At 28.4% G+C, this 13,065-nt stretch carries 11 protein-coding genes; 10 read left to right on the forward strand and 1 reads right to left on the reverse strand.

The genetic code is table 11. The annotated features are described in order from the left end of the window. Positions 1 to 2: 2 nt before the first annotated feature. The 10 genes from Q0371_RS01375 to Q0371_RS01420 all read left to right on the forward strand — a co-directional run bounded on the left by Q0371_RS01375 (position 3) and on the right by Q0371_RS01420 (position 12,453). Complete coding sequence (locus Q0371_RS01375) at positions 3 to 2,195, forward strand: heavy metal translocating P-type ATPase (RefSeq protein WP_298467348.1); 2,193 nt, start codon at positions 3 to 5, stop codon at positions 2,193 to 2,195. Positions 2,196 to 2,209: 14 nt separating this feature from the next. After that, the gene (locus Q0371_RS01380) at positions 2,210 to 2,431 is read left to right on the forward strand and encodes a heavy metal-associated domain-containing protein (RefSeq protein WP_021962716.1); all 222 of its coding nucleotides are present in this window, start codon (positions 2,210 to 2,212) and stop codon (positions 2,429 to 2,431) included. A gap of 12 nt (positions 2,432 to 2,443) precedes the next feature. Next, positions 2,444 to 3,550 carry a tRNA 2-thiouridine(34) synthase MnmA gene (gene mnmA, locus Q0371_RS01385; protein WP_298467353.1) on the forward strand — a complete coding sequence of 369 codons (1,107 nt, stop codon included), beginning with the start codon at positions 2,444 to 2,446 and terminating at the stop codon, positions 3,548 to 3,550. Between the two features lie 12 nt (positions 3,551 to 3,562). Then, on the forward strand, positions 3,563 to 4,228 hold the full coding sequence (locus Q0371_RS01390; RefSeq protein WP_298467356.1) for a phenylalanine--tRNA ligase beta subunit-related protein: 666 nt from the start codon (positions 3,563 to 3,565) through the stop codon (positions 4,226 to 4,228). A 158-nt stretch (positions 4,229 to 4,386) separates the two neighbouring features. After that, positions 4,387 to 5,061 carry a uracil-DNA glycosylase family protein gene (locus Q0371_RS01395; RefSeq protein WP_298467359.1) on the forward strand — a complete coding sequence of 225 codons (675 nt, stop codon included), beginning with the start codon at positions 4,387 to 4,389 and terminating at the stop codon, positions 5,059 to 5,061. 1 nt (position 5,062) lies between these two features. Beyond that, the gene (cmk, locus tag Q0371_RS01400) at positions 5,063 to 5,695 is read left to right on the forward strand and encodes a (d)CMP kinase (RefSeq protein WP_298467362.1); all 633 of its coding nucleotides are present in this window, start codon (positions 5,063 to 5,065) and stop codon (positions 5,693 to 5,695) included. Between the two features lie 85 nt (positions 5,696 to 5,780). After that, positions 5,781 to 8,018: an ABC transporter ATP-binding protein gene (locus Q0371_RS01405; protein ID WP_298467365.1), complete on the forward strand. Its 2,238-nt coding sequence runs from the start codon at positions 5,781 to 5,783 to the stop codon at positions 8,016 to 8,018. Positions 8,019 to 8,020: 2 nt separating this feature from the next. After that, positions 8,021 to 10,459 carry an ABC transporter ATP-binding protein/permease gene (locus Q0371_RS01410; RefSeq protein ID WP_298467368.1) on the forward strand — a complete coding sequence of 813 codons (2,439 nt, stop codon included), beginning with the start codon at positions 8,021 to 8,023 and terminating at the stop codon, positions 10,457 to 10,459. A gap of 68 nt (positions 10,460 to 10,527) precedes the next feature. Then, positions 10,528 to 11,397, forward strand: coding sequence for a DUF362 domain-containing protein (locus Q0371_RS01415; protein WP_298467370.1), 870 nt, complete (start codon positions 10,528 to 10,530; stop codon positions 11,395 to 11,397). 96 nt (positions 11,398 to 11,493) lie between these two features. Next, entirely contained in the window at positions 11,494 to 12,453 is a 960-nt protein-coding gene (locus tag Q0371_RS01420) for an Ig-like domain-containing protein (RefSeq protein ID WP_298467373.1), read from the forward strand. 27 nt (positions 12,454 to 12,480) lie between these two features. Here the strand turns inward: Q0371_RS01420 and Q0371_RS01425 are convergent, their stop codons facing one another. Beyond that, a complete protein-coding gene (locus Q0371_RS01425; RefSeq protein ID WP_298467376.1) occupies positions 12,481 to 13,047 on the reverse strand; it encodes a TetR/AcrR family transcriptional regulator C-terminal domain-containing protein in 567 nt (188 codons plus the stop codon). Positions 13,048 to 13,065 lie beyond the last annotated feature (18 nt).

Here is a 13,065-nt window from a genome sequence, read left to right on the forward strand (position 1 = left end):
CTATGGCAAAAGTAATCTTAAGTATTTCTGGTATGAGTTGTAGTGCTTGTTCCAATAGCTTAGAAAAATATCTAAACAAACAAAAGGGTATAAAAAACGCTACAGTAAATCTCGTCTTAGCTCAAGCCTTAATTGAGTATGATGAGTCCCTAACTATTACTGATTTAAATAAGTTTGTTGAAGAAGCTGGTTTCAAAAGTCTAGGAATATATAATGAAAAGAAAGAAACAAAAAAAGAAAACAACAAACAAATCTTAATAATTTTCACACTTTTAGTAATCTTAGTTTTATATATTTCTATGGCTCATATGGCACGTCTTCCAGAAATACCATTTCTAAGCATGAAACATCATCCCATAAACTACACCATATCATTACTAGTATTAACAGTTCCCTTTCTAATATATGGTTTTGATATTTTTAAATCTGGTTATAAAAACTTACTTCATAAGTCTCCTAATATGGATACATTAGTATCTATAGGAGTCCTAGCTAGTTTTATCTATAGTTTAGTAGGAACCTTCCTAGTACTATTCAAATCAACAAGCTATATGGAAACTATTTATTATGAATCGGTAGTAACTGTAATCTACTTTATAAAATTAGGTCGTTATATTGATAGAAAGAGTAAAGAAAAGACTAAAGAAGCACTTCAAGAACTAGTTACTATAACTCCTAGTTTTGCCCTTTTAAAAATTGGAAATAAAGAAAAAGAAGTAACAATAGACGAAGTAAAAAAAGGAGATATTTTAATTTGCAAACCAGGTATGAAAATAGCTGTAGATGGAACAATTACTAAAGGAAAATCGCACTTCGATGAGTCATTCATAACTGGAGAGAGTGCTTCATTAAAGAAAGGTCCATCACAAAAAGTAATAGCAGGTAGTCTAAATATTGATGGTACAGTAGAGTATAAAGCTGAAAAAATCGGTAAAGATACAACCATTTCTGAAATAGTAAGACTAGTAGTAGAAGCAACAAATACTAAAGCTCCACTTGCTAAAATAGCCGATAAAGTATCAGGTGTATTTGTACCGGTAATTATCGCTTTAGCAGTCCTAACTTTTATAATTCATCTAGTATTAAGAGATCCACTATCTAGTAGCTTAATCTACTTTGTAACAGTCTTAGTAGTAGCTTGTCCTTGTGCACTAGGTCTAGCAACACCCGTTGCGATAGTAATAAGTGAAGGTCTTGCTGCTAAAAATGGTATTTTAATAAAGTCAAGTGAAATACTAGAAAATGCTCATAAAGTAACAACTATTATTTTCGATAAAACAGGAACCTTAACTTATGGTAAATTACAAGTGAATAAGATTTATAACTATAGTTCATATAGTGAAAAATCCCTTCTAGAATTAGTTGCTAGTATTGAAAATAAATCATCTCATCCTATTGCTAAAGCCTTTAAAGAAATAAATTCATCTCTTGAAGTAACTAACTTTAAAGACATCTCTGGCTACGGAGTAAAAGCAACTATTAACGATAAAGACTACTATCTTGGTAACGGTAAACTCTTAGAAAAACTATCTATTGATAACAACCACAAAGAAAAAGAAAAGTCCCTTCAAGAATCAGGCAATAGTATTATCTATTGTCTAGAAAATAACAAAATAATTGCCTTAATTGGTCTAAAAGATACTCCACGTGATAACGCTAAAAGAATAATTAAAGAGTTAAAATATCAAAATAAAAGAGTTTTAATGCTAACTGGTGATAATGAAATAACTGCTAGTGTTATTGCAAAAGATCTAGGAATTGATGAAGTATATGCTAGTCTTTTACCGCAAGAAAAAACCGCTAAAATAAAAGATTTAATCACATCAGGTGAAAAAGTCCTAATGGTAGGAGATGGTATTAATGATGCCCCATCACTAAAGACAGCAACTATTGGTGTATCATTATCATCCGGTACTGATATAGCAAACAATTCAGCTGATGTCATCTTAATGAATAATAACTTAGTAAGTATAATTAACTTACTAAATATCAGTAAAAAAGCAGTCATAAATATAAAAGAAAATCTCTTCTGGGCTTTCTTCTATAACATCTGTATGATTCCAGTTGCTGCAGGACTACTTAGTAAATATATAACTATGAATCCTATGCTAGCATCCATTGCCATGACTCTAAGTAGTCTAACCGTTATGTTAAATGCTCTAAGATTAAATAGAATAAAAATAAGAAAAAATTAAAAGGAGATATGAATATGTTTAAAAGTATAAAAACTATAATTGAAGTATCAGGCATGAGCTGTGAGCATTGTGCTTCTCGTGTAAAAAGTGCTCTAGAAAAAGAAAAAGACATAAAAAAAGTATCAGTAGATTTAAAGACTAATACTGTAACATTTACTAGTTCTAAAGAATTAGAACTAGATAAAATAAAAGAAATTATTGAAAATCTAGGATACGTATTTGTATCTGTAAAATAAAAGAGGAATAATATGAAAAAAGTAGTAATAGGTATGTCAGGAGGAGTAGACTCTTCTGTTGCTGCCATAAAATTAAAAGAACAAGGTTACGATGTAATTGGATTATTCATGCGTAATTGGGATTCCCTTGCTGATGGAGAATATAATACAATTCAAACTACATCTGAAGGCATTTGTCCTCAAGAAAAAGATTATAATGACGCTAAAGCTGTTTGTGATAAATTGGGTATTCCACTACATCGTAAAGACTTTATAAAGGAGTATTGGAATTATGTTTTTACTTACTTCTTAGATGAGTTAAAAAAAGGTAGAACTCCAAATCCTGATATTATGTGTAATAAGTATATAAAATTTGATATGTTTGCTAAAACTGCAAAAGAGCTAGGAGCAGACTACATCGCAACTGGTCACTATGCCCGTATTGAAAATGGTAAACTATTAAAAGCTATTGATGAAAATAAAGATCAAACATACTTTTTATCTCAAGTAAGTAAAGAACAATTAAAAAATGTTTTATTTCCAATAGGTGATATCAAAAAAGATGAAGTACGAAAAATTGCCAAAGAACATGGTCTATTAACTGCTACTAAAAAAGATTCAACTGGAATTTGTTTTATCGGTGAAAGAAACTTTGCTAAGTTTCTAGAAAATTATTTACCAAACACTCCAGGTAATATTGTAAATATTGATACTAACGAAGTACTTGGTAAACACATCGGTCTAATGTATTACACAATTGGTCAAAGAAAAGGTCTAAATATTGGTGGTACCTCAGATAGAATGTTTGTAGTTGGAAAAGATCTAGATAAGAACATTTTATATGTTTGTATTGGCGAAGATAATGACTATTTAATTTCAGACTCTTGTATTATTGAAGATGTTAATTACTTAGGTGATGAAAAAATTACTAATTGTACAGCCAAATTCAGATATCGTCAAAAAGATGTCCCAGTTGAACTAACTTGGCTAGATAATAACGAAATACTAGTAAAATACCCCCAAGGAGTAAAAAGAGTAACTCCAGGTCAAGCCTGTGTACTTTATCATAATGATGAATGTCTTGGCGGAGGAATAATTAAAACAGTTCAAAAGAACAACAAAAAATTATGGTATTTATAAAAGGAGTAATATATGAAGTTTATAGTAGATGAAAAAGTCCTAGAATTAGGAGTAAAAATAAAAGCAGTTATTATTGAAGGTATTGATAATGAATCAATTTCTGAAGAATACTTATCATGGAGAAAAAACAAAGTTCAAGAACTAATAACTAAATATAAAGACTATGATATTAAAAATGATAAAGTAGTTGAAGGCTTCTATGAACTACATCAAGAAGTAGGAGTACCAAGAAGAAAAAATCTTCCTTCATCAGAAAACTTAATAAAATTACTAACTAAAAGAGAAGATTTAGTTAGTATCAATAAAGCTGTAGATATTTATAATATCTTATCAATAGAATCAAAACTATGTCTAGGAGCTCATGACATTGATAAAGTATCTGGAAATGTTTCTCTAAAAATAACTGATGGTACAGAAAAGTTCTTACCACTAGGTAGTGAAGAGTTAAAACCAATTAATTCTGGAGAATATTCATTCGTTGATGACGATAATGATGTCATCTGCTGGCTAGATATTAGACAAGTTGATAAGACCAAAGTAACGGAAAAATCTAAAAATGTTTTATATCTAATCATTGGTAATAAAGAAACTAAAGATGAAGAATTAGAAATTGTTGCTGAAAAGTTAATTGAATTAACTACTAAATTTGCTGGTGGCACTGCTAAAATAGTAAGATAAAAGTTAAAAAAAAAATTAAATAATAAATTAAAAGGATAAAAGCTAAGCTTAAAATAGTTTTACTTTTATTCTTTTTCTATGTAAAGTCTTAAAAAATAGTGTTAAACAAACAAATAATAATTACATCTATGATATACTTATATTAGTAGGTGATATCAATGAAATTAAAAGACTTGCAAAAGTACTATGACAAACTTCAACTAGAATACGGTTCTCCTGATTTAGATTCTATCTATAATGGAGGCTGTGAAACTAATCCTGATATTTGCTTTGTTTTTATGAATCCAACTGGTAGAAATATAGCCTCACAAAAAACTTGGCACGGTTTAAAGTCTCCTTGGATTGGTACTAAAAACATCTGGGACTTATTTTCTGCCGTTAACTTAATTGATGAAGAACTATATAAAACAATAAAGAAAATACCAGGATCATCTTGGACAGAAGAGTTTGCCACTCTTGTCTACGATGATGTAGCAAAGCATAAAGTTTTTATAACTAATCTTGGTAAATGTACTCAAGTAGATGCAAGACCCTTACCAGATAGAGTCTATAAAGAATATTTAGATTTATTATTAAAAGAAATAGAAATAGTAAATCCTAAAGTCATTATCCTATTTGGTAACCAAGTAAGTAGTATTGTTTTAAACAAAAAGATATCTGTATCAGCTTCTAGAAAAGAAATGCACCCTTTAAAAATAAAAGATAAAACATACAAAACATATCCGGTCTATTATCCAATAGGTAATGGTCGTTTCAATATTGATAAATCAATCGAGGATATAAACTGGATAATAGAACAAGAACTAAAAGAAAAAGTAGGAATAGGAGAGTAATATGTTAGTAGCGATAGATGGCCTAACTAGAGTAGGAAAAACAAGTATTTCAAAAAAACTAGGAGAAAAACTAAATTATTCAGTCTGTAATTCTGGAAATATTTATCGTCTAATTACTCTTGATCTATTAGAAAACTCCATTACTCCAAAAGATAAAGTACAACTAATCAAGCGATTACCAAATATAAAAATAAATATTACTCCACAAGGACTATATTTAAATGAAAAAAATGTAACTAATAGACTTGAAGACAAAGATGTCTCTCAAAATGTTTTAGAGTTTTCTACTATTAAAGAGATAAAAGAGTATGTTAGAACTATTCAAAAAGAGTTCATCAGTAAAAACAAAAACTTAATTATGGAAGGAAGAGACATCTCAGAAAGAATTATGCCAAACGCTGACATAAAGTTCTATTTATATGCTAGTACTAATAAACGTGCCAAACGTCTACTTCAAAAAAGAAAAGAACTAACTCTTGAACAAGCAATTGAAATTATAAAAGAAAACGATCAAAAAGATATAGCATCTCTTAATTTTTTAAAACCAAAAAACGCTATTGAAATAGATACCTCAACATCAAACGTTGATGAAGTAGTAGACCTTATGTTAGAAAAAATCAAAAATGTAAAGTAAACTTACCAAAATTCCAAGTAAAATTGCTTGTATGCAACCAACTAAATACATATAATTATCTTAATTAAAAGAAAGGAAACAGTATATGATAAAGTTAAAAAATGTTTCAAAATTCTATTATAGTAAAGGAGTTATTGCCTCAGGCTTCACTAAAGTAAATCTTGAGTTTAAAATAGGTGAATTTATTGCGATAACTGGTGAATCAGGTTCTGGTAAATCTACATTATTAAATGTAATATCAGGTCTTGATACTTACGAAGAAGGAGAAATGTACATTAATGGTCAAGAAACTAGCCATTACCTAGAAAAAGATTGGGAAGATTACCGTCGTAAATATATCGGAAACATCTACCAAAACTTCAACCTCATAAATAGTTACACCGTTTATCAAAATATTGAATTAGTTCTAATATTAAATGGTCTAACTAAAAAAGAGGCTAAACCTAAAGTCTTAGATTTAATAGACAAAGTTGGTCTAACTAAATTCCGCAAGACTAAAGTATCTAAACTATCAGGTGGTCAAAAACAACGTGTAGCCATAGCAAGAGCTCTAGCAAAAGATGTTCCAATTATAATTGCTGATGAGCCAACTGGAAGTCTAGATAAAAGATCAGCTGAAAGCGTTATTAAACTTCTAAGTGAACTATCAAAAGATAAACTAGTTATTGTTGTTACTCATAACTATGAACAAATAAGTGATTATGCTACAAGAAAAATAACTATGCACGATGGCAAAGTATTAGAAGATAAAAAACTAAAAGAAGTAAAATATGGAGAAGCCAAAGAAAATCATTATAAAAACATTACCTTCTTCAATAAACTAAAATTAGGTTTTAGAAATACCTTTAATGTTGCTCCTAAATTTATTTTATTATTAATAGTTTACTTATTTATTGTTGTTGCTTTAATGACAGAATACTCATCATTTAAAAAGAGTGAATACGAGTCTTCTAAAGCAGGCTATAATTACTTATTCCAAGACTTAGATGAAAGTCGTATCATAGTAAATAAAAAAGATAAATCTAGTATTTCTGAAGAAGAAATAAATAAAATTGCTTCCCTAGATAATATAAAACATATTATGAAAAACGACTCCATTGTTGACCAAACTTTCTACTTATCATCATCAGATAATAGTTACTATATAGATGGAACTCCAAAAAGTATTAAGCAATTATCTGGTAAATTAGATGTTGGTAGAATGCCAGAATCTGATAATGAGATAGTTATTGTTGGTAGTAAAAAAGACTATTACCTAGGACAACAATATGATGAATTAATGAGTAAAACCTACAATATAGAAAACAACTCTTCATCTCTTATTCAAGATGATATAAAGGACTATAAAATAGTAGGTATTAAATATAAAAAGGATATTGAAGACTACCAATATCAATTATATTTTACAGAAAAAGCTATTGATAAATTTCAAGTACAAAGTAATGAATCCTACAGTACAACAATAGTTAACTTCTTAGGTAAAAATCATAAAATAAATAGTTGGAATCCAGCATATAAAATAGTCCCAAATAACTGGGTGCCACTAAATGAAGCATATATTACTGAAGATTATAAATACGAGTGTCCTAAAGAAAATTGTCTAAACCAAAACATAAATATCCATATAAGTAACTTATATTATGAAGATAAAATAGATGTTCATGTAACTAAGTATTATAATTCTAAAAACATATCTTCCATTCTAGAATTACCAAACTACAACAAAGAAGAATTTGATTTATATAATGGCATCATATTTATAAATCCTGAAAACTATAATAATTTATATAACAAAGATACCTATCAAATGAGTGTTTACGTAAAAGATGCTCACAAAATTGCTGAAACAGAAAAAGAATTAAACAAACTAGATTATAAAACCCTAGTCGTTAAAAACACTCTAATTCAACCAACTGCCTCAGTAATTATTAGAGTCTTAAAAATAATAGTTACAATCATCTTAGTCGCAACACTTTTCTTTATCACATATTTTGTTATAAAACTAATCTTAAAATCTAGAAATATTTACTATACAACCATTAGAATGTTAGGTGCTCCTAAAAAAGTCGCTAGACAACTACTAATAATTGAATTATTTATTGTTGCTAATATCGCATATTTTGCTTTTGATTTATGTGTATATTTAAATCATCTAGGTACTATAAAAAATTCAACTCTTCAAACTATAAATGAATACTTAACATTTAATGACTATGGTCTAATATATTTAATACTAGTCTTATTATCATTCTTAATAAGCGAAAAATATGCTGCTAAAATATTTAAAAAGAGTGTCATGAACTCTTATAGAGAAGAGGTGTAATAATGATAAAAATAGAAAATATTAATAAGTATTTTAATCGTCATAAGAAAAACCAAATTCATGTAATTGATAATACATCTCTTACTTTAGAAGATACTGGTCTAGTAGCTTTACTTGGTCCATCTGGTTCTGGTAAAACAACTCTTTTAAATGTTATAGGTGGTCTAGACAAGGTACAAAAAGGTAAAATATTCATAAATGATCAAAAGATTACTAGTAAGTTTAGTTACAAAGTAGATAAAATAAGAAACTTAAATATTGGTTACATTTTCCAAGATTATAAACTAGTAGATAATTTATCTGTCTATGATAATGTTGCCTTAAGTTTAAAAATAATTGGTATTAAAGATAAAAAAGAAATAGATAAAAGAGTAACTTATGTCCTAGAAAAAGTAGGAATGTATCGTTATCGAAAACGACCAGCTAATATGTTATCTGGTGGAGAACGTCAAAGAGTAGGTATTGCTCGCGCAATTGTAAAAAATCCCAATATCATCATAGCAGATGAACCAACAGGTAACTTAGACAGTAAAAACTCTGTAGAAATAATGAATATTATCAAAGCCATTTCTAAAGATAGATTAGTAATACTAGTAACACATGAAACAAATTTAGCTAACTTTTACGCTAGTAGAATTATTGAAATATCTGATGGTAAAGTCGTAAAAGACTATGAAAACACTCATACTAATGAACTAGACTACGCTATCGATAATAGATTCTATCTAAAAGACTTTAAAAAAGAAGATAACTTTAAAGACAAAACTAATGATATAACAATCTATCATGATAATGATGAAAAACTACAAGTAGAAATAGTAATTAAAAATAATAATATTTATATTCGTAGTAAAAATAATAATTCAATTGAAGTAGTGGACGAAGACTCTAGTATTGAGTTTATCAATGACCATTATCATAAACTTGATAAAAATGAACTGGAAAAATATGAATTTGACTTTGAAAATGTTATCGATAAAAGTAGAAAATTAAGATACTCTTCAATATTTAATCCTCTTACTTTTATAACTAATGGTTTTAAAAAAGTATTTGCTTATTCTCTAATTAAAAAGATTCTATTAATTGGTTTTTTCCTATCTGGTATCTTTATAATGATTTCAACTAGTAGTATGGGAGCAGCTTCAAGAGTAAATGAAAAAGAATTTGTTGAAACTAATAAAAACTATATAACTATTGAGACTAACAAAACAGACCCATCTACATATCAAAAATATACAGAAGTAGAAGGAGTAAACTACATCTTACCAGGAAGTTCTAATATAAGTATGCGAGTACCTTTAAGTGACTATTATCAAACGAGTAAACAAAATATGCTTTTAAAAGGTTCTATGTCTTCAATTAATATGATTACTAAAGATGATCTGATATATGGTAGAATGCCAGAAAATAATTATGAAATAGTAGTAGATAAACTAGCTATTGAAAAAATGTATTCATCAAGCGACGGAGTTAACAAAATGGCCAATGTTAAGACTATTAAAGATGTCCTAAATAGAAAAGCCAGAATAACTTCTATGAATGAATTTACAATAGTAGGAATAACAGACCTAGTATCACCTTCAATATATGTAAGTGAAGATATGTTTATTGATATGTTATATAACTCAAAAAATGTAAACGATGCTTATGCAGAGGAAAATGAAGGAACAACAGGTATTCAAGATTATAACTTATTTAAAGACAAAATAACTATTACCAAGGGTAGAGAACCAACAAATGATTATGAAACTATTGTCAATATAAGTAATGAAGAATCTATGAAATTAAATAAGGAAATTTCAACTAAAATAGGTGAGCGTAAACTAGTAGTAGTTGGTTACTATTCTTCAGCAGATGAAATAAATAATTACTTTGTAAATACCAACACTATAGAAACAAGTCTAATTTTTAAAACTAAAAAGCTAACAATCTATACAGACAATAAAACTAAAACAATTGAAAACTTTAGAAATAATTATGAAATAAATATTTATGATAATTATCAAAAGGATAGAGAAAATTATATTGCATCACGTGCAAAAAGTAATAACATAATGTTAGCTAGTGCTACAATCGTTCTAGCCATATCTCTAATCGAAATATTCTTAATGAGTAGATCATCATTCTTATCTAGAGTAAAAGAAGTAGGAATTTATCGTGCTATAGGTGTTAAGAAAAAAGATATTTACATTATGTTCTCAGGTGAAATAATCGCTATAACAACCTTAACAAGTTTAACAGGAATTCTAATTTGTGCTTACATAATGAAAGTCCTAACAACAGTACCATATATGCAAAGAATTATTATGGTAAATGTTCCAACTGTCTTAGCCTCTATAATAATCTGTTATACTTTTAATCTAATAGTAGGACTAATTCCAGTATTTGCTACCCTACGTAAAACACCAGCTGCTATTCTAGCTAGAACCGATCTAGATTAAAAAAAAATACAAAGTAGACAAGTAAATTTGTCTACTTTTTGTTATAATAAATATAGGAGGGATAAATAATGGAAAAAGCAAAAGTATATTTTACAAAAAATTTAACCAAAGAAAGTTTAGTAAACTTATATAAAACTGCTAAATGCAATCTAGAAGGTAAAGTCGCTGTTAAAGTTCACTCAGGTGAAGAAGGTAATCAAAACTTCTTACATCCAGAGTATTTTAAAGATATTATTGATTATGTAAATGGTACAGTAGTAGAATGTAATACTGCCTATGATGGTGCTAGAAATACTACTGAAAAGCATAAGAAGTTATTAGATAATCATGGTTGGACTAAGTATTTTGATGTTGACTTATTAGATGCTGAAGGACCAGATTTAGTCTTGCAAATTCCAAATGGTAAAAAGATAAAAGAAAATCATGTCGGTAAAAACATTAAAAACTATGATTCAATGTTAGTTCTTTCTCATTTCAAAGGTCATCCTATGGGAGGCTATGGTGGAGCTCTAAAACAATTATCAATTGGTTGTGCTTCATCATATGGTAAAGCCTATATCCATGGAGTAGGAGTACCAGAAAATCTATGGACAGCAGATCATGATAGTTTCTTAGAGTCCATGGCTGATGCAGCCTCATCTGTTGTAAAATTATTCAATAATAAAATTGTCTACATAAATGTTCTAGCAAACATGTCCGTAGATTGCGATTGTTGTAGTGTAGCAGAAGATCCATGTATGAAAGATATTGGCATAGTCCTATCAACAGATCCCGTTGCTATCGATAAAGCTTGTCTTGATATGGTATATAACAGTAGTGATCCAGGAAAACATCATTTAATAGAAAGAATTGAATCAAGAAACGGATATCATACTATAGAATCAGCTGAAAAACTAGGTATTGGTACAACAGAATACGAATTAATTAACATAGATTAAGACATCATTAGATGTCTTTTTTCATACCTAAACAACCTTGAAATAAAAAAGATTTAATTATATAATAATTATAGATTAAGAAGAATAGGTGAGATAATGAAAAAGAAAACACTTTTACTAACTGCTTTGTTACTAGCAATAGCACCATTTTATAACACGAAAGCTGCTTGTATGCCAAGTACAATAATAGAATACATAAATGCAGATGAATTACTTCCAGAAGAACAATATGACATCCAAGAAACAAAAAATGTGTCGCATGAAATATGGGGTATTGATAATAATAATTTTGTAATATATGCAATTTATGGAGATTCTTATGAAATAAAAGATGGTAAAATAGTTGGACTAAACAATTATTGTGTATATAAAGAATGCTATAAAGATATTATTGGTAAATATATAATTAAAGTATCAATGTATACAGATGAAGTAAAAAATGGAGCAACGCCCATGGATGATATAGATTTTTCCTACAATCAAAACAAGTTAGCATTAATTGAATCATCAACAAGTACTAGTTACATATCTACCGATATACTTTTTAGAAAAGTAGTAGGAGAAGAACTTAAAGAATCAAATGAAATTAAAGGCTTAGTTGATGATATTAATGAAATAATAGAAGAAATGCCGGGCTATACCTATGTAAGTTATGATACAGACAAACATAATTATGGATGTGGTGGAAAAATAATAAGACTTTATTACAAAAATGTCAAACAAGAATCTAACGAAACAGTAAACATCTCAGAAATAAAAAACATTAAAATGAAAAGTTATTTCAAAGACTTGGAAAGTACCAAAACCACAGTTTCCTACAGAGTCCTAGATACGAGTATTGCTAAAGTAGATAGTGAAGGAAACATTAAACCATTAAAAGTAGGAGAAACAGAAATTATCGCAACAGCAAACGGAGTAGAATACATACTACACTTAAGAGTAACCCAAGACATGGTAACAAATCCAGATACAGCTTCTCCAATTATTATGATACTTTGTGTAATCGGCATCCTAATATCCGGAACAACAATTTATTTAAAAGACCAAACAAACTAAAAGAGACTAAAATCTAGTCTCTTTCTTTTAATACAAATTATCAGGTAATAACTTATCTAAGTAACCTAAAATATCATTCTTTGTATATTTATTAGGTTCTCTAAGATACATAGAACATACATTCATAACCGCACTTACATAAAACATTGTAAGTACCTCTGCAGGTACCTCACTATTATAATTCTTCTCACTCTCAATATGACTTCTAACATCCATTAACAAAGTATTTCTAATCATGTCGTTCGCAACACTATTATTGTTATTCTTAATAATAGAAGAGTAGAAAGATACATTCTCACTAATATGCTCAAATAACAACTCAATCATTTTCATATAAAAATCTTTTGTACTAGAAATATTGGTATTAGACTTTAACTTATCAACTAAAGCAATTTCCATATCTTTCATTAAAGCGTATAAAAGTTCATATTTATCATTAAAATGATCATAAAAAGTAGAACGATTAGTTAAAGCCACTCTACATATGTCCGCCACTTTAATATCTTCAAAAGGTTTATCCTTCATCATGACTAATAATCCGTCATATAAACTCTTTTTTGTCTTAATTACACGTAAATCTTCCTTTTTATCCATTTTCCATCACCTATACAC

Source organism: uncultured Psychrobacillus sp. (genome assembly GCF_938022135.1).
In the GTDB taxonomy this organism is placed as follows: domain Bacteria; phylum Bacillota; class Bacilli; order Bacillales_A; family Planococcaceae; genus Psychrobacillus.